General features: G+C 43.2%; 18 protein-coding genes and 5 tRNA genes. 8 read left to right on the top strand and 15 right to left on the bottom strand.

All coding sequences use genetic code 11. The annotated features are described in order from the left end of the window. The coding region (locus R2B77_RS13240; RefSeq protein ID WP_322555723.1) for a PstS family phosphate ABC transporter substrate-binding protein at positions 1-1,070 on the bottom strand (1,070 nt) is incomplete at its 3' end. A gap of 177 nt (positions 1,071-1,247) precedes the next feature. On the opposite strand from R2B77_RS13240, the gene R2B77_RS13245 reads away from it, so the two are divergent. The 3 genes from R2B77_RS13245 to R2B77_RS13255 all read left to right on the top strand — a co-directional run bounded on the left by R2B77_RS13245 (position 1,248) and on the right by R2B77_RS13255 (position 4,016). After that, positions 1,248-2,294, top strand: coding sequence for an ArsR/SmtB family transcription factor (locus R2B77_RS13245; protein WP_203247926.1), 1,047 nt, complete (start codon positions 1,248-1,250; stop codon positions 2,292-2,294). Between the two features lie 19 nt (positions 2,295-2,313). Then, on the top strand, positions 2,314-3,525 hold the full coding sequence (locus R2B77_RS13250) for an MFS transporter (protein ID WP_203247925.1): 1,212 nt from the start codon (positions 2,314-2,316) through the stop codon (positions 3,523-3,525). A 65-nt stretch (positions 3,526-3,590) separates the two neighbouring features. Next, on the top strand, positions 3,591-4,016 hold the full coding sequence (locus R2B77_RS13255; RefSeq protein WP_203247924.1) for a hypothetical protein: 426 nt from the start codon (positions 3,591-3,593) through the stop codon (positions 4,014-4,016). A 64-nt stretch (positions 4,017-4,080) separates the two neighbouring features. Here the strand turns inward: R2B77_RS13255 and R2B77_RS13260 are convergent, their stop codons facing one another. The 3 genes from R2B77_RS13260 to R2B77_RS13270 all read right to left on the bottom strand — a co-directional run bounded on the left by R2B77_RS13260 (position 4,081) and on the right by R2B77_RS13270 (position 7,756). Next, complete coding sequence (locus tag R2B77_RS13260; protein ID WP_203247923.1) at positions 4,081-4,272, bottom strand: YwbE family protein; 192 nt, start codon at positions 4,270-4,272, stop codon at positions 4,081-4,083. Positions 4,273-4,416: 144 nt separating this feature from the next. Beyond that, positions 4,417-5,994: an amidohydrolase gene (locus R2B77_RS13265; protein WP_203247922.1), complete on the bottom strand. Its 1,578-nt coding sequence runs from the start codon at positions 5,992-5,994 to the stop codon at positions 4,417-4,419. Between the two features lie 67 nt (positions 5,995-6,061). Then, the gene (locus R2B77_RS13270) at positions 6,062-7,756 is read right to left on the bottom strand and encodes a methyl-accepting chemotaxis protein (protein ID WP_203247921.1); all 1,695 of its coding nucleotides are present in this window, start codon (positions 7,754-7,756) and stop codon (positions 6,062-6,064) included. A gap of 207 nt (positions 7,757-7,963) precedes the next feature. Between R2B77_RS13270 and R2B77_RS13275 the strand changes: the two genes are divergently transcribed. From R2B77_RS13275 to pstA, 5 genes are all read left to right on the top strand, one after another. Next, positions 7,964-8,404: a YtoQ family protein gene (locus R2B77_RS13275; RefSeq protein ID WP_203247920.1), complete on the top strand. Its 441-nt coding sequence runs from the start codon at positions 7,964-7,966 to the stop codon at positions 8,402-8,404. Positions 8,405-8,567: 163 nt separating this feature from the next. Beyond that, positions 8,568-9,386, top strand: a complete 819-nt coding sequence (gene pstB, locus R2B77_RS13280; protein WP_212391566.1) for a phosphate ABC transporter ATP-binding protein PstB — start codon at positions 8,568-8,570, stop codon at positions 9,384-9,386. A 271-nt stretch (positions 9,387-9,657) separates the two neighbouring features. Further along, positions 9,658-10,665 carry a PstS family phosphate ABC transporter substrate-binding protein gene (locus tag R2B77_RS13285; RefSeq protein ID WP_203247919.1) on the top strand — a complete coding sequence of 336 codons (1,008 nt, stop codon included), beginning with the start codon at positions 9,658-9,660 and terminating at the stop codon, positions 10,663-10,665. 127 nt (positions 10,666-10,792) lie between these two features. Beyond that, complete coding sequence (pstC, locus tag R2B77_RS13290) at positions 10,793-11,734, top strand: phosphate ABC transporter permease subunit PstC (protein WP_203247918.1); 942 nt, start codon at positions 10,793-10,795, stop codon at positions 11,732-11,734. A gap of 1 nt (position 11,735) precedes the next feature. After that, on the top strand, positions 11,736-12,620 hold the full coding sequence (gene pstA, locus R2B77_RS13295) for a phosphate ABC transporter permease PstA (protein ID WP_203247917.1): 885 nt from the start codon (positions 11,736-11,738) through the stop codon (positions 12,618-12,620). 105 nt (positions 12,621-12,725) lie between these two features. On the opposite strand, the gene glmM is transcribed toward pstA, so the two are convergent. The 11 genes from glmM to R2B77_RS13350 form a co-directional block, all read right to left on the bottom strand. Then, complete coding sequence (glmM, locus tag R2B77_RS13300; protein WP_203247916.1) at positions 12,726-14,075, bottom strand: phosphoglucosamine mutase; 1,350 nt, start codon at positions 14,073-14,075, stop codon at positions 12,726-12,728. A 41-nt stretch (positions 14,076-14,116) separates the two neighbouring features. Beyond that, positions 14,117-15,382, bottom strand: a complete 1,266-nt coding sequence (locus R2B77_RS13305; RefSeq protein WP_203247915.1) for a CdaR family protein — start codon at positions 15,380-15,382, stop codon at positions 14,117-14,119. Continuing rightward, positions 15,375-16,208 (bottom strand): diadenylate cyclase CdaA, encoded by an 834-nt coding sequence (gene cdaA / locus R2B77_RS13310; protein WP_203247914.1) that lies wholly within the window; start codon positions 16,206-16,208, stop codon positions 15,375-15,377. Before cdaA ends, R2B77_RS13305 begins: the two co-directional genes overlap by 8 nt. 128 nt (positions 16,209-16,336) lie before the next feature. Next, positions 16,337-16,972 carry a zf-HC2 domain-containing protein gene (locus R2B77_RS13315; RefSeq protein WP_203247913.1) on the bottom strand — a complete coding sequence of 212 codons (636 nt, stop codon included), beginning with the start codon at positions 16,970-16,972 and terminating at the stop codon, positions 16,337-16,339. Positions 16,973-16,983: 11 nt separating this feature from the next. Further along, positions 16,984-17,547 carry an RNA polymerase sigma factor SigW gene (gene sigW, locus R2B77_RS13320; RefSeq protein ID WP_203247912.1) on the bottom strand — a complete coding sequence of 188 codons (564 nt, stop codon included), beginning with the start codon at positions 17,545-17,547 and terminating at the stop codon, positions 16,984-16,986. A gap of 263 nt (positions 17,548-17,810) precedes the next feature. After that, entirely contained in the window at positions 17,811-18,716 is a 906-nt protein-coding gene (gene rocF / locus R2B77_RS13325) for an arginase (protein WP_203247911.1), read from the bottom strand. Positions 18,717-18,903: 187 nt separating this feature from the next. After that, positions 18,904-18,979, bottom strand: a tRNA-Gln gene (locus R2B77_RS13330). A 228-nt stretch (positions 18,980-19,207) separates the two neighbouring features. Next, a tRNA-Tyr gene (locus tag R2B77_RS13335) sits at positions 19,208-19,292 on the bottom strand. Positions 19,293-19,495: 203 nt separating this feature from the next. Then, positions 19,496-19,570, bottom strand: a tRNA-Glu gene (locus R2B77_RS13340). Positions 19,571-19,818: 248 nt separating this feature from the next. Then, a tRNA-Thr gene (locus R2B77_RS13345) sits at positions 19,819-19,894 on the bottom strand. A gap of 4 nt (positions 19,895-19,898) precedes the next feature. Continuing rightward, a tRNA-Asn gene (locus R2B77_RS13350) sits at positions 19,899-19,973 on the bottom strand. Positions 19,974-20,070: the final 97 nt, after the last annotated feature.

Below are 20,070 nucleotides of genomic sequence, written 5' to 3' on the forward strand. Positions count from 1 at the left end.
TCACTACCAGCAGTCACCGCATACAACTCGTTCGTAATCGGATACTCGCCCGAGCGAATGGTTTCCTTCGTGGGCTCGACACCATTTACTGCTAGTAAACGAATGCTATTATTGTTCGTCATCTCCGTTGAATAGTATCTAAATGTATAGCCAATCGCATTGTTGTAGTTTTTATAATCGGATACTTGGTCGATGATTGTGCCCATAAGTGACGCAATATCCTCAACTGGTGGGTCCATGATTGGCCTGTCACCCATAAAATGCTGGAGAGCTGTCTGACTACCACTATCCTGCGGGCGCTGGAAGGCACGAATATCCTTATTCTTACCGCCAACCTCTTTCCAATTTGTAATATCCCCCGCATAAATGCTTTTGATATCATCCGCAGTTAGGCTTTTCACTGGATTTTTGTCATTGACGAAGAACACAAAGGCTTCCTTGCCAATCGGCGTCAACTTCAACTCATTACCTAATCGCTTCGCCGTCGCCAACTGCTGGTCAGATGGAGCCGCCGCGAAAATAATATCAACTCTGCCGTTAATCAGATTATTATAAGCTTCCCCGATACGATTCGACATCACTTCACTATCATGCTGGTAATATTCTTTTTCAGGATAAACAGCACGTGCGAAAGCCGAGTAAATCGGATAAAGTGCCGTTGCACCGTCTAAAATAGGAAGATTATCTGTGATTTTTAACGTTGAGGGCTCCGTAAGCTTCACAACCTGTGAAAGCTCATGAAAAGGTGCATAGCTAGACGTGTCCACATGACCATCTCGAACAACAGGTCTTGTTTTATCGTAAATCCCTGGAATCGCCGGAATCAGTGACAAAACGATAGCCCCCGCAATGATTCGATAAACGAGCTTTTTATGCTTGTCTTTATTAAATAAATTCACAACGAGCACAGCCCCTACCGACACATACACCACTACCAGCAGCAACAATAAAAAGAGCTGCCCCGACAACCAAACGAATAAGGCACCTATGAGAGCAAACGGCAACAAAAAGCCCATAATAACAATGAACAGCACAACGTCGCCTGTTCTCCGAAAAACATCTTTCTCCATATCACTACCCCCATTTCCGTGCTATTCAGACATAAGAAAACTTTACCACAAAAAATCCATTCTTTGTGGGGAAGAATAGATTTTCACAAGTTTCATAAATACAGAATAAAAAATTCTATATTAGTTGAATACCCTACTTGAAGTAGTTATACTAATTAAAAAAAGAGGTGAAGCCAATTGAATCTATTAACCATTACAGGTAGGAAAAGAGAGTCCTACCAAGTTGAACTTGAGTATTCTTTATTGTGGGAAAGTGCGTTAGGTATTGCCGCTATCACGAATACACCTTTAGTAGACACGTTAGAGAAGAATGGTGAATTTGAAAAGCTTAGACTTGAAATGCCCACTGCGTTAAAAAACGAACTTGATTATGTAGAACAACATAATACGTGGAAAAGTTTGCTTCAGCTTTTACATGCTTTTGAGAGCAACTCGAATGACTTGGATAAATTCAAAGAGTATGTCCATAACTTGAGTGATGAACAGTTTAAATATTGTTGTCTCCCATACTTCGGAACAGCTCTCCAACAATGCAGGATGCTTGCGGCGAATGGCGATCGAGAGTCTGTCGATTCAATGAAACAAGCCGCCAAGGACAATCCATTTCTCCCTGCTTATATTGAATTTATCAGCCAGGTGAATGTCGTTGATGCAAAAATGCATTTACTCGCCGTCATGTCGTTATGGATTGAAACAGTTATTCATGCTGATGCGGATCATTTGCTAACCATTTTGAAAAGGGATTTCGATGAAAAAAATAGTATGAAAGAAAAACTTTCTCCAGAAGAGTTTGTGGCGTGGGCTACTGATGGGACAGAATACGCCCCTGAACCAAGTGTTCACCGGGTTTTGTTGATTCCCCAACTAACGTATCGACCTTGGACGATTGTTTCAGATATTGAAGGTACGAAAGTTTTCTATTATCCGATTCCTAACACGAGTATTTTTCCCGATGATAAGTATTTGCCTAACTACTTATTCATTCAAAAACATAAAGCATTGGGTGATGAGGTGAGGCTTCGCATGATTAAGCTTTTATCTGAGCGTGATTACTCGCTAAAAGAAATTACCGAGCAATTGGAATTAGGAAAATCGACTGTGCATCACCATTTAAAGATTTTAAGAGCCGCTTCTTTAGTTGGCAATCGATCATCGAACTACTATTTGAAAGAACAATCACTGGCTGCATTATCCAAAGAGTTAGAGCTTTATTTACACCAATAACGGCTAGAAGGAGTGGTTTATGAATAATCCTATTTTGAAAAACCGTGGATTTGTTTCCCTTTGGACGGGGAGTGCCATCTCTGAATTAGGTGGCTCCTTTGGAACATTTTGCAACTCGATTATTGTGTATGAGCTGACAGGATCGAAGTTGGCGTTGGGCAGTATGTGGTTGCTGTACTTCATCCCCTCCATTTTGTTGCAGTTAGTCAGTGGCCCCTTTATTGATAAATGGAGCCGCAAATGGATTATGATTTTTTCCCAGTGGACAAGGGCTTTGGTTTTTCTTGTACCACTCGTAGCGCTATTCGTCGGCATGCTGGACGTCTGGCATATTTATGTTGTGCAAATCATTATTGGGCTTGTCACTCCGCTTTATGTTCCAGCAAGCCAAGCCATTACGCCGACAATTGTCTCGAAGGAACAGCTACCGATGGCCAATGCTTATTTGGATGGGACGACAAGATTGATGATGTTTCTTGCACCGGCTGCTGGTGGGATTGTGATTGAATATGTCGGAACAAATTTGACGCTGTCGCTCGTCTTTATATTGCTGACGGTAAGCGGATTTCTACTGTTATGGGTGAGGGAACAAAGGACTACCATAGTGATACGGACAACCTGGTTGGAGCAGTTCACAGAAGGCATTCGCTATTTTTTTCAAGAGCGGACGATTGTCTGGCTAGGGATATTTCTGGCGTTCGTGCAATTTGGAGTCGGTGTCACAATGGTAATCAATCTGCCCTATATCACGGATATTTTGAAAGGAGACTACGAAGATTACGGCTTATTTATGGCCGGCTTTCCTTTAGGCTATGTGATTGGGTCTATGTTGATTGGGAAAGTGAAATTTCACAGTCGAAGAATGATAATGCTCGGTGCTTTAGTAGTTGGCGGATTTACTTACATTGCGCTGGGAGTTATTCAAACGATGGCGCTAGCGATTGTTGTGGAAATGATTGCCGGAATTATGATGGCTGTCTTCAGCATTCATAACATCACGATTTGCCAACAGGCGGTTCCAAATCATTTGATGGGCAAAGTCATGTCGGTTCGGTTGGTTATTATTCGTGCAGCAATGCCGATTGGAATTGTAGTCGGAGGCATTGTGAGTGAGTTATGGGGGATTAGACCTTTATATGTTTTGATTGGTTCAATTATTAGTTGTGTGTCGTTAGCGGGTATTGTTTTGCCTTATTTTAAGTTTATTGATGATACATCCAAGTCTACCTAAAATCGGATTACTATTTGTGTCAATAAAACAATGAGAGTGTATATTACTAAAACAGAGGGTGTAAAGTGGGAGTGAAAAATGACCTAAACGAACAATATAGAAGAAATGATATAGCGCTTAGAGAAACTAGGCAATCGCCAAAACGGCGATTTCTATTAAGGTTTGCCCCATTTATCGGGATTTTAGGATTTCTTTCTCTCATGTACTTTGACTTCTATCAATGGGGAGACGGAGACATTTCAGCAGTATCGGCAGCAGTTTGGCAACTATCTACAAGCGATAAAAAGATGGTGCAAATTTCCGAAAAACCATTGAAATATTTAACACTACGAGAACATGTAGATAGAAATGAGATTATAGAAACAATGAATCAGGACAGCTGGCACTATTCGGACGATGGTTTATTCGAGAGAAATGGACAGAAAATTAGAGTTGAGGTAAAAATTGAAAATAGGCAATTCGCTATTTTGCAATGTTATATTGAAGAATAATGTTCTTCAGTTACCCGACACGGTTTTGGAACACAAAAAAGATCCTCCACGGATCTTTTTTTCATTACAATATGTCACAAACCCGTCCGACTTGTCCGTCTTCGAGGCGCACTTTAATGCCGTGTGGGTGAAAGCTTGAGTTGGTCAATAAATCCTTGACGACTCCTTCTGTTTTCACACCTGTTCGCTGGTCTTTCTTTAATATAACTGCTACTTTTAGTCCTGGTTTTACATCTGCACGGTTTTGTCCGTTCATCGGGTAATATCCTCTCTTTTTGGGGGTAAATGCTACGTAGAATTCCTATACATAGCTTACCACAAATGGGAAAGGCTCACTCACACCAATACCAGCGCATCTGTTTTTTCTTCATCCATTGTATCTCCAGTAGCATTGTATTATTTAATGACCCTCACCTTTATACATCACTTCACCCGCAACAACCGTCATCACCACATTGGCATCCACAATCTCTTCCACATCTACCTCAAATAAATCTCGATCCAACACTGTGAAATCAGCGTCAAATCCTACCGCCAACTTACCTCTGACTTCCTCTTTACCAATCGTCCCTGCACTTCCCGTCGTAAACAAGCCAATTGCCTCAAAGCGGCTTAAGCTTTCATTCGGCAAATAGCCTTCATGACTTTCACCTGGTTTTCGACGGGCCACTGCTGCGTAAATACCGAGTAATGGATCTACCTCTTCAATCGGCGCATCAGAACCACCGCCACAAATAAACCCGCGGTCGAGTAGCTTTTTCCAAGCATACGCCCAATCAAGACGATTCTCGCCCAAGCGGTCCATTACCCACGGGAAATCAGATGATACAAATACTGGCTGAATATCGAGAATAACTGGCAACTGCGCCATCCGCTCCACTAAGTCAGCACGCAACACATTCACATGAATCAAGCGATCGCACTTTCCTACAGGCACCGGATACTTTTCAATGGCATCCAACGCTTTTTCCACCGCGGCATCTCCAATAACATGAACCGCAATTGCTTCATTATATTGTCGTGCTAACTTCACAAGCTTATCGATTTCTTCATCCGTCACGACTGTCATGCCCGTTAGCTCGGGTGCATCCGAATATGGCGCACTTAACAATGCCGTTCTCCCGCCAAGCGCACCGTCGATGAAAAACTTCATCGCGCCAGGCTCAATCCACAATTCATCATATGTCGTGTTATCCGCCATCATTTGCTCAAACACAGTTGACCTTCGCAGCAAATGCGCACGGAATTTATTGTTCGAGCCAATGACGTTTCGAAACGCCTGCATTGGATTGCGGTAGTCACCATAATAGCCCATGTCTTCCGTCACGGCACCCGTCAAACCGAGTGACAGCAAATCTTCGACTGATTTCTGCAATGCACGCGTCAAATACCTTTCCGTTGGCTCTGGCATCAAATCCGCCACCAAAGCCATCGCACCTTCCTTCAAATAACCCGTCGGCTCACCGTCAGCATCTCGCATAATAACACCATCTACAGGGTCTGGCGTGTCCTTCGTAATGCCTGCCAGTTCAAGCGCCCTCGAATTAACCAGCATTGCATGCCGGCATGTCCGTTTCAAAATCATCGGCGAATCCGTCACTTTATCCAATTCCTGACGCGTGAAAATCTTTTTGTCAGGGAAGTTGTTTTCATTCCAGCCTTCCCCGACAAACCACTCATCCACTGCTAATCCCGCATGCGCTCCTACCAACATATCCATCATCTGTTCAGCAGACGCCGCTTGCGATAAATCCAAACTAAGCAGCTTCTCCCCATGCCCAATCATATGCATATGACTATCAACGAATCCCGGATAAAGAACCGCGCCATTTAAATCAACCGCTTCGTCAGCTTGTCCACTCAACGCCGCATAAGTTCCAACCGCAATGATCCTACCATTTTCCGTTAGCAACGCCTCTATCTGGTCGCCTTCCTCTTGCATTGTATAAAGCTTGCCGTTATGCCAAAGTGTCTTCATCACAATCCCCCCTGTCTCTCTTATCTATATGCTACACTTTCGAGCCATTGAGAGCAGTGCTTATGCCTCAGACTGTAAATCTACTCATATCACTTCGTAGTTTTTCTGCAAGATTTGCTAACATTTGTGAGCTCGATGAAATCTCCTCATTCGAAGCGAGCTGTTGTTCTGTCGCTGCACTTGTAGATTGTGCTTCTTCAGCTAGCTGTATAGCGAGCTCGTTCACCTGCGTGGCTCCGCCTACAACTTCTTCTGTCATCATACGGATTTGCACAATCGCTGCGGAAACTGCTGAAATTTTCTCACCGACGTCTCCTGCCGCGAATTCAATTCGGCTAAATACTTCACGCGTGCGCTCCGTCACAACAAGCCCTTCTTCTACACTACGATTGCCATCCTCCGTACTCGAAACAGCCTGTCCAACATTACCGATTATCGCATCAATCATACTCCCAATTTCCGCTGCTGAACGCTTCGACTGCTCTGCTAGATTTCTCACTTCTTCCGCTACAACTGCAAAGCCTTTTCCATGTTCGCCTGCACGTGCAGCTTCAATCGCCGCGTTCAACGCCAATAAGTTTGTTTGTTCTGCAATATCTGTAATGAGAGATGTAACTTTCCGAATTTCTTCCGAACGAGTTGCCATCCCATTCATGATTCCTTCTGATTGCCTAATCGCCGAGCTGATAACAGTCATTTGTTCCGTGACATCCTGCATTAACCCGGCTCCTTCTTCAACGAGCTTCGTCACATCTTCAGATGAAAGAAGCATCGCTTCATTATCATCATTAATGCGATCGATACCGACAATCATCTCACCCACCGCGGCGGACGTTTTCTGGACAATTTCCACTTGCGTGCTACTGCCAGTTAAGTTACGCTCTGCTATTTCGGAAACCATTTCGGATGCTGCAAGACTTTGATCGGAGCTTGCCGAGAGCCCCTCTGCTTGACTCGAAAGCTCTGCCGCCGATTCTCGGGCACGTGTAATAATTCCACGCAAATCTCCCGTCATCTCATTAAAAGCTGTTGCCATTTCTCCAATCTCATCCCTATTACGAATAGAAAGTGGTTCAACCGCAAGATTTCCAGCTGCAATTTCCGCTAAAGCACCCGTCATCTTTCCAACTGGTCGCGCGATACTACGACTAATAAGTTGTGCCACTACAATGCTCAGAACTACAGCAACCCCTATCATTCCAATGATGACTAGACGAGTCCAATTCAGTAAACTTTTTAGACTTACTTCTGTCTGTCTCATCTCCTCTTCCTGCTGCTCAATCAACTCTGTAATTTTCTGTTCAATCGCTTTATCATGAACAGCTGCAATTGACGCAATACTGACAGCTGCTTCCATGTCTTTAATCGCTTTATTAAACTCGCTTATCGTCTTGTCTGCTGCTTCCGTATAGCTCTGACGTCCACCCTTTATCCCATCAAGCAGCAATTTCGCGGAGTCATCTTGGTTCATGCTGTACAATTGTTCCCACTGCGCGTCAAACAAATCACTCAAATCGCTCCGATTCGTTAAATAGGAAACATTATTAAATAGAAGGAAGCCCCGCACATCATTTTCAGTTTTAAGCTGAGTTGCTGAAAGCTCTTGGAGAAGCTTTATCTTCTCCACCCGATCATCAATTAAAAAACGATATTCGTCATTCATCTTTAGAAGTGACCAATAACCCATTGCACCGACAATAACTAGCAGTACTAGCACCGATAAAAATCCACCCCATAATTTTTTCCCCACTGTAAACCTCATACATATCCCCCTTATGTAAGCGTAAACATTTCAACTTTAAATTAAGTATAGCCCATCTACATTTAGTAGCATAGTAGTAGGACAAAATAACTTTATAAAAATGCCATTATTCGGGAAGTTCACTCATTTCGATGTCATTGGCGTTTCATCTTCTTTCGTCGCTTGCTTCAAAGTGCTACAATGAATCATAATAGGAGGGATTGACATATGCGATTAACCGTTTACCTTGCTGGAGAAATTCATAGTTCATGGAGAAAGGACGTAAAGCTGAAAGTAGCCGCACTGAATTTACCAATCGACTTCGTCGGACCAATGGAAGACCACGATCGTTCCGACAACATCGGGGAAGATATTTTAGGCAAGCAGCCTAACGCCATTTTCAAAGATGCTGCGGCGTCCAACTTCAATAATTTACGCACAGAGATTTTAATGAAGAAAGCCGATGTCGTCATCGCACTTTTTGGCGAACAATATAAACAATGGAATACGGCAATGGATGCCAGCGCCGCCGTTGCATTCGGAAAACCACTTATCCTCATTCGTAACGAAGCACATCACCACGCACTGAAAGAATTATCCCGCAAAGCACACGCCACCGTCGAAACCGTCGACCAAGCAGTGAAAGCATTGCATTATATTTTTGAATGACATCGAATGGACCTCACTTCAATGAGGTCCATTTGCCATTTACAATCTCTTAACAATTCCTTCACACGCACTCAACAATCATTGTTTATCATTAAGAAAGCAAGGGTACTTACACTAATAAGTTTGACTAAATATAGCTCCAACACTAATAAGGAGGATACTCATGACCTTACAATTAGAGCGTAAAAAGGATGTTCAATTACACGTTATGAAAAATACAACTTGGAATAAACCCGTCTACGAAACAAATGGATTGAACCTTTGGTATGGATCATCCCACGCACTTAAAAATATCGATCTATCTATCAACGAAAAAGAAGTGACAGCGATCATCGGCCCTTCCGGTTGTGGTAAATCGACGTATTTAAAAACACTAAACCGCATGGTCGAGCTCGTACCCGACGTTACGATTTCTGGTAACTTAACTTTCCAAGGTAACAACATACTTGGTAAAGCAATGCCTGTCGAATTGTTGCGCTCGAAAGTGGGCATGGTATTTCAAAAGCCAAACCCATTCCCAAAATCCATTTATGAAAATGTTGCATTTGGCCCGAAAATTCACGGTATCCGCAATAAAGCGATGCTCGACATGGTTGTCGAAGACAGCTTACGCAAAGCCGCACTATGGGATGAAGTAATAGACCGCCTGCATAAAAGCGCCTATGGACTTTCCGGTGGTCAACAGCAGCGTCTATGTATCGCCCGCTGTCTCGCGGTTGATCCAGAAGTCATCCTAATGGACGAGCCAACATCTGCACTCGATCCCGTTTCTACGCATAAAGTAGAAGAGCTGATCGACAGCATTAAAAACGATGTCACTATCGCAATCGTCACACATAACATGCAGCAAGCTGCTCGGATTTCAGATCGCACCGCCTTTTTCCTCAATGGTGAAATTGTCGAATGTGATCGTACTTCTACCATCTTCAACAACCCAGCAGACCCGTTAACAAACGACTACATCAACGGTCGTTTCGGTTAATAATACTATCTATATTAATTGAACTGATGAACGTGTTAACCACAAACTAGCACATGCATCCCCAAGCGCCAAGCGAATTTCAATGGAATACCCCAGTCAACTCTCTATGTAAAAGTCATCCTCATCCCCAGGATGACTTTTTTAATTCATTAAACTTAACATTTACAAAGCATTTACATTTTAATCATACTCTCTTAACATTCAGCCCTTATACTAACAATTGAAAGAGCAAATCTTTCAACAAAAAATCCGTTTTGGGAGGACAATTCAAATGTCATTTAAAAAGTATCTTTTATTCCTAGTAGTGGCTGCACTCGCAGTAATCACAGCAGCATGTGGCGGGGCGGATTCAGGAACAGATAACAAAGATAATTCCGATTCAACAACACCAGCAACAGAAAGCAAAGTCGATGACAGCAAATCAGCTGATTTAGAAGGTAGTGTAACAATTGATGGATCTGGAACTGTATATCCGTTAATGGCTAAAATCGCTGAAGAATATATGATCAATGAGCAAGAAGATGTATCTGTCGAAGTAAGCCGCGCAGGAACAAGCGCTGGATTCAAAAAGTTTTTAGTTGAAAACGGCACAGACTTTAACGATGCTTCTCGTAACATTAAAGAAGAAGAACAAGCTGAAGCAGATGCACTCGGCATGGAAGTAAAAGAGTTAAAAGTAGCATTGGACGGCTTAACATTCGTTATTAACAAAGACAATGACTGGGCTACAGAAATGACGCCTGAACAACTTATCAGCATCTTCAAAGCTGATAGCGGAATCGTAAAATGGTCTGACATCAATCCAGACTGGCCTGCTGAAGACATTAAAGCAATGGGCCCGAATGAAAACCACGGTACGTACGAGTTTTTCTATGAAAAAATTCTTGATAAGCAAGACCTAGTAAGCACAGTCAATCTTCAACAAGATTACTCAACACTTGTTAACTTAGTATCTGAAGACAAAAATGGTATTGCATTCTTCGGATTTGGTTACTACGTCAACAACCAAGATAAGTTAGGTGCAGTACATGTAGACTTCGGAAATGGTGCAATTGAACCGTCACTTGATACAATTTCAGAAGACGGAGACTACGCTGATTTCACACGCCCTGTCTTTACTTACTTGAATGTAGATAATGCAAAAGCTAAACCACAAGTACTAGACTTCGCAATCTATGCGATGAACAACGTCAATACATTTGCAGGCGAAACAGGCTTCGCACCGATTCCTGATGCAGAAGCAAAAGCAAACGTTGATTTCTTAAACGGCTTGAAATAATACAACATAAGAAGATGGGTGCTAGATCCACCAATGGCCGTAACTTGAACCAGTAGAGAACTCTACTGATTTAAGTTACGGCTCATCTTCTTATTACTTATATACGGTAGAAGGAGTGCTTTGCACAATGTCCACAACCAATAAAGAGCCCAATATCCGAGAATTAATTGAACAAAAAAGGCAATCGAGAAACTTCAAAGAGCTATTTGAAAAAGCGATACCTACCCTGCTATTCTTAATCGCCTCCGTTTCAATTTTTACGACAATTGGGATTATCTATACATTGCTATCTGAGACGATCGAGTTCTTCAAGCGTGTTCCATTTTTAGACTTTTTCACAGGAACTGTACTGAAGCCTTTGAGTCAAACACCTGAATTCGGTGTGCTCCCTCTCATCTTGGGAACGGTCACTTCGTCGCTCATCGCCATGCTTGTCGCTGTCCCTATCGGACTCATGACAGCTATCTATTTAAGTGAATATGCATCAGAACGTGTACGAAAAGTTGTTAAACCATTATTAGAAATTCTTGCAGGAATTCCGACGATTGTCTATGGCTTTTTCGCCTTCACGTTCGTCACACCCATATTACGTGAATTAATTCCAAATCTACAGGCCACAAACATTTTAAGTCCAGGGATTGTTATGGGCGTCATGATCATTCCGATGATTGCTTCCTTATCAGAGGATGCGATGAGTTCTGTACCACAAGCTATGCGTGATGGTGCACTTGGTTTAGGTTCGACCAAGCTAGAAGTGACGAGAAAAGTCGTCATCCCTGCTGCGTTATCAGGTATCATCGCCTCCTTCGTACTCGGTATTTCACGAGCGATTGGTGAAACGATGATTGTAACAATCGCAAGTGGTAGTACGAAAAACTTTACATTTGACATTACACAGTCCATGCAAACGATGACCGCTTATATCGTTGAAGTAACCGGCGGAGATGCTGCCACGGGATCGACTGTTTACTATAGTCTTTATGCAGTTGCCATGACATTATTCGTCTTCACACTCGTGATGAATATCATTGCAAGAGCCGTTTCACGTAAATTTAGGGAGGAATATTAACATGGAGCAAGTGAATCAAGGTAGCGTAACACGGAGAATTAATTTTAGATTGCTACTGAATAGCGTTGCTAAATTCATCTTTCTGTTGTCCACGCTTTTCGGGCTAATTATCCTAGCTGTCCTTATCTATCGTGTCGTCTCCCAAGGAATCGGCTGGATCAATATGGATTTCCTGACAGGTAAGCTGTCTACACGCCCTGAACGAGCCGGTATAATGGGTGCGATTCTCGGTACTGCTTGGTTAATGTTCGTCGTTGTCCCTGTCACACTGTTTTTAGGCGTTGGAACAGCACTTTATCTAGAGCTGTATGCTAAAAAAGGCAGACTGCAAGGATTCATTCAAACGAATATTGCTAATTTAGCAGGTGTTCCCTCTATCGTATACGGAATTTTGGGTTTAACCGTTTTTGTCAGAGCCATGCAGTTCGGTAATATTATTTTAGCAGGCGGCTTAACGATGGCATTGCTTATTTTACCGATTGTCATTGTTGCTAGCCAGGAAGCCATTCGTGCGGTACCCAATCATTTAAGCGAAGCCTCTTATGGAATGGGCGCTACAAAATGGCAAACCATTAAAACAACCATCTTACCCGTCGCACTACCTGGAATTCTAACGGGTGCTATTCTATCCTTATCACGTGCTATTGGTGAAACAGCACCATTAGTCGTTATCGGAATTCCAGCATTACTTCTTCCTTTTCCGGGAGGTATTTTCGATAAATTCACTGTATTACCGATGCAAATCTATTATTGGACACTCGATTCCTCGCTCGTCGCGGAATATGCCAATCTAGCGGCAGCAACAATTATCGTCCTGTTAGTCGCTTTGCTCATTCTAAATTCATCAGCTATTGTTATACGAAATAAATTCCAAAAAAGATATTGAGTTCAATGGGTCATTTGCATGGGAGTGTATTTCTTCACTCACTGGCAAATGATCTTTTTTTGGAATAAAAAAGAAGATACCAACAATAGTGGCATCTTCAGTCTATTATTCCATTCCCATTTCACTACGAACGACATCGGCAATCCGTTCTACAAGTCGTTCACAATCCTCTTCTGTCGAAGCCTCCACCATCACACGGACAAGCGGCTCAGTGCCTGAAGGACGAACGAGTACTCGACCGTCACCAGCCATTTCCTGCTCAACTTCTTCAATAACCTTCGCCACTCGCTCATTATCTGTCACCGCATTTTTATCAGTCACACGAATGTTCACGAGTCTTTGTGGATAAATCGTCATTTCGCCAGCAAGATCAGATAGCTTTCGACCCGTCCGTTTCATAATATTAACGAGCTGCAAACCAGTCAGTAGCCCATCACCCGTCGTATTATAATCAAGGAAAACAATATGACCCGATTGTTCACCGCCAAGATTATAATTTTCTTTTCTCATCTCTTCGACAACGTATCGATCACCGACAGCTGTTTTTACACTTTTCAAGTCATGCTTTTCAAGTGCTTTGTAAAAACCGAGATTACTCATAACTGTCGAAACAATGGTCCCCGACTTTAGTCGACCTTCTGAGTGGAGATAACGAGCAATGATGTACATAATTTGGTCGCCATCTACGATTTGTCCATTTTCATCGACTGCAATCAAACGATCTCCGTCCCCGTCAAACGCCAAACCAATGTGAGCGCCTTTTTCAAGGACAAATTTCGCTAACTCCTCAGGGTGAGTTGAACCGACACCTTCGTTAATATTCAAGCCATTCGGAGAAGCACCCATCGTTGACAAATCTGCATCCAAATCCGCGAATAGATGGGTCGCCAGTGGTGATGTTGCACCATGCGCGCAATCAAGTGCAACGTGGATGCCTGTGAACTCCTCATCGACCGTCTGTTTAAGGTATTGAATATATTTATGGCCACCCTCAAAGTATTCAGTAATGGATCCAACATCTGCACCTACAGGACGCGGCAAAGTATCTTCCTCCGCATTTAGCAGTAATTCAATCTCCTCTTCCTGTTCATCCGTCAGTTTGTATCCATCAGCACCAAAGAACTTAATGCCGTTGTCTTCGACTGGATTATGTGAGGCTGAAATCATCACACCCGCTTGTGCATTCATGACCCTTGTTAAGTAAGCAACACCTGGCGTACTAATTACCCCAAGCGTCATCACTTCGACCCCTGTCGATAAAAGTCCAGCAATCAAGGCGCTTTCAAGCATCTGTCCTGAGATACGCGTATCCCTTCCGACAAGCACCTGGGATTTCCCTTGCGCTTCTTTCGTTAACACATGCCCACCCATTCTACCCAGTTTATATGCGAGCTCCGGTGTCAATTCCTTATTTGCGACTCCACGGACACCATCAGTCCCGAAATACTTTGTCATTTCCATTCTCCCTTTCAATTCCTGTACATTCAGTTGAATCCTCAGGCAAGTTCAATATGCATCGTCACTTCATCATTTGAAAGCTTCCATTTTACATCAGATGGGCCTTCTACCGAAACGAGTAAAACTTTCTCTCCCTCATCTATCGTCTCCGACGCATCAATGTATACGTTGAAATCGGATTGCACTAACGTATCAATTACATTTTTTTCTGCCGTTACAGTCAATACAACCAGACCATCCGTTGGTTTCACAAATGAGCCCTTGAATTTTTCATCAAGCCCTTTTACCGAAATAGGTACATTTGAGAATTCTTTTGTAGCAATTTGTTCGTCATCAATCGGCAGGTCTGGTGCGGTAGTCTCCTCATCGAGATCCTCTGTGGAGGCGTCTATATTCACTTTAATTTTATCCAAAGACAATTGTGAAACGCCCTTCGGCTTTTTTAACTCCACATCTAAACTACCTTGCCCGCTCACTTGGGAAACATCCACGTCAACGGTAAACTCCGTCATTTTTTCCACCACTTTACGGGAACCAAATAAGCGAACTGTTTTTTCCTCGGACGTAAGACTGGTGACCGTTACACCTGCATTCGGTACGCCACGAGCCTTCAGTACAATAGGAACTTCTTTATTATATTCTTCGATTTCAACTTTGACCGTCACCTGCTCTGGAACAATCGTCACGTTCAATTTCGTTAAATCTTTATCGAGCACACGGACTCTTGCCTGCTGTTCAAATGACTTATTCATACCCTTTTCACCCGTTACAGATGCTTTCACAAAGCTAATCGATTCAATGACGCTCTTCGCACCCGTCACTTCAATCGTTCGCGGTACTACTTCCATTCTCGTAACATTGAAATCATCGGCGAGTAAACGCTCATTGATTTCTGGGTCTACTCTAAACGTTTCAGTAATTTTTTCTTCGATGACAACGTCAATTGTCGCAGGATCTATGCGCACCCGCAATTTATCGGAGATATTTTCAGCTTTAATCTCAACAGTATGCCGCCCCATTGGTAAATTACGTAAATCCACCTTCAAAGTAAAGTCTTTCAGCAATTTCGTCGTTCGAACGAAATTCGCCGGTCCGTCAATCGTTATGTCAACCTTTTCCGGAACACCTGTTACAACCGAATTTTCATTGTCGTAGTAAACATCTACTGCAACATCACGGATTACATCCTGCTCCTCACCTACCGTTTTGTCCTCTTCTGCCGCCCTCACCGAATAGAACATAACGATTGCGAGAAACAAGGCTGTGAGTCGAAGAAACCATGGGGTATCCATTAATTTATCCATTTTTCCGCCTCCACTTCCAGATGGAGTGATCAACCTGCTCAGGCGCTGAACCAAACCACGCTTTGCGTAGGCGCGCTTCAAATTCTTCCATACTTAAATTTCTATCCAAATCGCCAGTCGCAGTAATACTGACGGCACCTGTTTCTTCCGACACAATAATCGTGACGGCATCCGTGACTTCACTTAGCCCTATTGCAGCCCTATGCCGTGTTCCAAGCTCTTTTGAAATAAACGAGCTCTCCGACAACGGTAAATAGCATCCTGCTGCCGCGATTTGGTTCTTTTGAAGAATCACTGCACCGTCATGAAGTGGTGTATTAGGAATGAATATATTAATGAGCAGTTCAGATGTTATATCTGCATGTAACGGGATACCCGTTTCGATATATTCACTAAGTCCTGTTTCTTTTTCAATAGAAATAAGCGCACCAATCCGGCGTTTTGCCATATAACTCACGGACTTCGTTAGTGCGATCACCAACCGCTCCCTCTCTTCATCCTCCTGCATATTCGTTCGAGCAAATAGGCGCCCCCTCCCAAGCTGCTCAAGCGCACGTCTTAGCTCAGGCTGGAAGATAATGATAATGGCTAAAAAACCCATTGGGAGCACTTGGTCCATTAAAAACCGAAGTGTATCCAAACTGAAAACGTCTGTCAGCACACGGGCGACTAGTATAACAAAAATTCCTTTTAATAATTGAACTGCCTTCGTTCCTTTTATAATCTTCATCAGTTGATAAAAAACAAACCAGACAAGAAGCACATCCACAATATTAACAAGTGCTGCTACTGGACTTAAATCGATTAGTTCTCCCCACTTGGGCATGTGCTTCGCCTACCTTCTTACACAATTTCATTTGCCTACAGTATATCATACTGGCACTAGACTATGCTTCCCTGGAACGAAGAAAGCGACTGAGTGTCCGCTGTAGCGGTCCACATCAGTCGCCTTATTCACTCTGTCACCGGCTCTTCTTTTGACGGAGCCGAGAAAACATTCTGGAAGGTCGTCTTCATCTGATACCATAGCCAATCAAATACTTTATCGATTTCCTCGCTTGTTCCTGTCACCACCGCTGTTGACGCCATGTATTTAGAGCCGTGAATGACAGTAACGTTGCCTTCCACCTGACCCTCAATACGTAATTCGCCATTCTTCACAACAATATTCCCTTTCACCGTTTCACCTTCTGGCACCAGCACTGTTTGCCCTTCGACAATTAAATTCGGTTGCTTCGTCACTGAAAACTGCTGGTCGTTGCCATAGCTTGAAAAAAGTGATGCACTCATGAGAATCACAAACATCGCAGCAGCCGCTAAAAACGGATGTCTGCGTAGTAAACGTTGGAAGCCTGCTTGAGACTTCTCCTTCGGAAGACGCGCCATGACACCATTAACAAAGTTAGCCGGTGCCTGTATTTGGACAGCACTTCCTATAAAAGCAATAGACTCAGTTAGTCCATTCATCATTTCCTTACATTGCTCACAGCTTTCTAAATGCTGCCGTAACTCCCGCTCTTCATCGCGGCTTATATCACCGTCTAAATACGCGTGCATATAATGAACGATGTGTTCCGGACACGTATTCATACTTTTCCCTCCTACAAATTGCTCATCTGCTTACGCAGTGCTTCCCGGCCTCGATGGACGCGGGTTTTGACAGTCCCCAATGGCAATTTCAAAATATCACTAATTTCCTGCAATGGTAACTCCTCAATATACCTTAAAATAATCACTGAACGGTATTTATCAGGGAGTCTACCAATTTCATAATGAATCCGTTCCTGCATTTCCATCTTTTCGACTTGCTCTTCCGGCAATTCATCGGGCGCGGCAATTTGTGAGTACATATTCAAACCTTCTGTACCTGGCACTTCTGCGTCGAGATAATAATCCGGCTTCTTTTTACGAATCCGATCGATGCATAAATTGGTCGCAATCCGAAACAGCCACGTTGAAAATTTCCGGTTTTGATCGTAAGTATGGATATTTGTGTAGGCGCGAACAAACGCTTCTTGGGCGATATCCTCCGCCTCCTGCGCGTTGCCAAGCATCCTGTAACAAACCTGATACAAGCGATGCTGAAATAAGGTCACAATTTCTTCAAAAGCATCCTGGCGACCTTTCAGGACTTCATTCACTCGTCTATTGACCAAATCATCCAATGTGCATTCATCCTCCGCTCTATGCGGCTGTCTCTTCTATACGTATGAAGGTGTCGACAGGTTTCATTTTTTTAAAAATTAATTATACCTCGGCATGATGACCTCCAAATCTGGAATCCTACCTGCCAGAGGATTAACTTGAATTAGTTTTATTTTAACAGAAATGATAAAGGTTTTCCTCCTTATTTCCAGAATTCTTTTAACTACCAAAAGGAAATCAAAAAAATCGGGAAGAAATCGAATTCTTCCCGACATACCTATAATTAAAGTAGTTTTTCTCCAAATAATGAGCCCATTAAACCGACTGCGACATCTGCTGTTTTGTTTTTTTCATCCAAAATCGGATTCACCTCTACAAATTCAGCTGAAGTCACCATTCCGGAATCCTCTAACATTTCCATCGCTAGATGACTCTCTCTGTAGCTAATTCCCCCCGGAACCGGCGTTCCAACACCCGGTGTGTATAGTGGGTCAAGTCCGTCCAGATCGAGAGACAAATGCACGCCATCCACATTACGTGAACGTAAATAGGCTATTGCGTCCTTCATTACCGCAGTCATGCCATCACGGTCGATTTCATGCATCGTATACACTTTTATACCTTGTTCTTTAATCAATTTACGTTCTCCTGGATCTACAGAGCGAGCTCCGATGATTACTACATTTTCTGGCTTTACTTTTTGCTTCTTGCTATATAAGTTCACAAGATCCTCATGCCCAAGTCCAATACTTGCAGCAAGCGGCATCCCATGAATATTCCCCGATGGTGAAGTCTCTGCTGTATTCAAATCAGCATGTGCATCATACCAAATGACACCCAGATTATTATATTTATCAGAAAGTCCTGCCAGTGTTCCAATTGCAATGCTATGATCTCCACCTAGCACAAGCGGAAATTTTCCAGCTTCGACAACCGCAGCCACTTTCACCGCAAGCGCCGTGTTCGCTTGAATCACTTCATCTAAATTTTTAAGCGTCGAATCGATATGCTCTTTGCGCTCAGAAGCTCCGACTGGAATATCTCCTTCATCTGTTACCTGGTGGCCAATCGCTTCGATTCTCCCAACAGCCCCCGCATAACGAATGGCACTCGGCCCCATATCTACCCCACGACGGCTTTGTCCAAAATCAAGTGGAACTCCAATAATCGAAATGTCTAGTTGCTTCATATCAAACTACCTCCCCTTTACAATAACTCTATTGTAAGTCTATAAGCGGCTTTGACTCAACTCGACAAGTATCTGAATATTTATTCGTTTTCATTGAAAATAAAAAACCCAATTCACATATGAAAAGGGTTCAGTCGTGCTTATTGTAATCAACATGGTTAGGTAAGGTAAAGCTAAAAACAGAAAATGGCTGGGGTAGCTGGATTCGAACCAACGAATGACGGAGTCAAAGTCCGTTGCCTTACCGCTTGGCTATACCCCCAAGTAGTTAAAATTGCGATGAACGGCGCATTACTGCGTCAGCTGCAGTCGCTCGGTCAGTCACGTACCTGAGTACGCTCGCTTGCACAGGATGTGCTGACTTCGACTTTGCGACAGGACGTCGCGATCTTTGTCGAAGCTCATTAAAAACTCAATTGCTTCCTTGTTCTGCTTGCTCCTCCCAATTTTAACGGGATTTGATTAGCATAAGTTTAGAGTTACAGAAAAAATGGTGGTGGGGGACGGATTCGAACCGCCGAACCCGGAGGGAGCGGATTTACAGTCCGCCGCGTTTAGCCACTTCGCTACCCCACCAAGTTTTAAATATGGAAAACTCTTTTCGATAATTCTTATCGAAAAAGTTCTGATTAGCTGCGCAATTCTGCGTCAACTTCACTCGTGCGCTCAGTCACGTACTTATGTACGCTCCTTCGCTTTCTCGATTGTTTCCTTGCCTTGCTTGCTTCTCCCAATTTTAACGGGATAGTAGATAAGCATTTATACTATTTCTTAAAAAATGGTGACCCCTACGGGATTCGAACCCGTGTTACCGCCGTGAAAGGGCGGTGTCTTAACCGCTTGACCAAGGGGCCTCATGTTAAAATTGCGATAAGCTTCGCATTACTGCGTCAACTTCACTCGCTCAGTCAGTCACGTACCCGAGTACGCTCCTTCCTTCTCTCAATCGTTTCCTTGTTCTGCTCGCTTCTCCCAATTTTAACAGGAAATGCGATAAGCTTCGCATTACTGCGTCAACTTCACTCGCTCAGTCAGTCACGTACCTGAGTACGCTCCTTCCTTCTCTCAATTGAAGCGGAGATATGTAAGCAAAAACGCTCTCTGGAGCTTCCAACCGGATTCGAACCGGTGACCTCTTCCTTACCATGGAAGCACTCTACCTACTGAGCTATGGAAGCAATATGGCTCCGCAGGTAGGACTCGAACCTACGACCGATCGGTTAACAGCCGATTGCTCTACCACTGAGCTACTGCGGAATAATAACTATTAATTGTATCTATGTCATTCATGACAAATTTTATTATAACAAGAATAAATTCTTTTTCAAGGTTTTTCTTAAAAAACTTTATTCGT

It is taken from the genome of Sporosarcina beigongshangi (assembly GCF_033485195.1).
Lineage (GTDB): Bacteria > Bacillota > Bacilli > Bacillales_A > Planococcaceae > Sporosarcina > Sporosarcina beigongshangi.

Coding starts and splice junctions, on each gene's coding strand:
- R2B77_RS13250 (WP_203247925.1), top strand. CDS start 2,314: ATGAATAATCCTATTTTGAAAAACCGTGGATTTGTTTCCCTTTGGACG.
- R2B77_RS13285 (WP_203247919.1), top strand. CDS start 9,658: ATGTCATTTAAAAAGTATCTTTTATTCCTAGTAGTGGCTGCACTCGCA.
- rocF (WP_203247911.1), bottom strand. CDS start 18,716: ATGAAGCAACTAGACATTTCGATTATTGGAGTTCCACTTGATTTTGGA.
- pstC (WP_203247918.1), top strand. CDS start 10,793: ATGTCCACAACCAATAAAGAGCCCAATATCCGAGAATTAATTGAACAA.
- pstB (WP_212391566.1), top strand. CDS start 8,568: ATGACCTTACAATTAGAGCGTAAAAAGGATGTTCAATTACACGTTATG.
- R2B77_RS13275 (WP_203247920.1), top strand. CDS start 7,964: ATGCGATTAACCGTTTACCTTGCTGGAGAAATTCATAGTTCATGGAGA.
- R2B77_RS13260 (WP_203247923.1), bottom strand. CDS start 4,272: ATGAACGGACAAAACCGTGCAGATGTAAAACCAGGACTAAAAGTAGCA.
- R2B77_RS13305 (WP_203247915.1), bottom strand. CDS start 15,382: ATGGATAAATTAATGGATACCCCATGGTTTCTTCGACTCACAGCCTTG.
- cdaA (WP_203247914.1), bottom strand. CDS start 16,208: ATGCCCAAGTGGGGAGAACTAATCGATTTAAGTCCAGTAGCAGCACTT.
- pstA (WP_203247917.1), top strand. CDS start 11,736: ATGGAGCAAGTGAATCAAGGTAGCGTAACACGGAGAATTAATTTTAGA.
- R2B77_RS13270 (WP_203247921.1), bottom strand. CDS start 7,756: ATGAGGTTTACAGTGGGGAAAAAATTATGGGGTGGATTTTTATCGGTG.
- R2B77_RS13265 (WP_203247922.1), bottom strand. CDS start 5,994: ATGAAGACACTTTGGCATAACGGCAAGCTTTATACAATGCAAGAGGAA.
- glmM (WP_203247916.1), bottom strand. CDS start 14,075: ATGACAAAGTATTTCGGGACTGATGGTGTCCGTGGAGTCGCAAATAAG.
- R2B77_RS13315 (WP_203247913.1), bottom strand. CDS start 16,972: ATGAATACGTGTCCGGAACACATCGTTCATTATATGCACGCGTATTTA.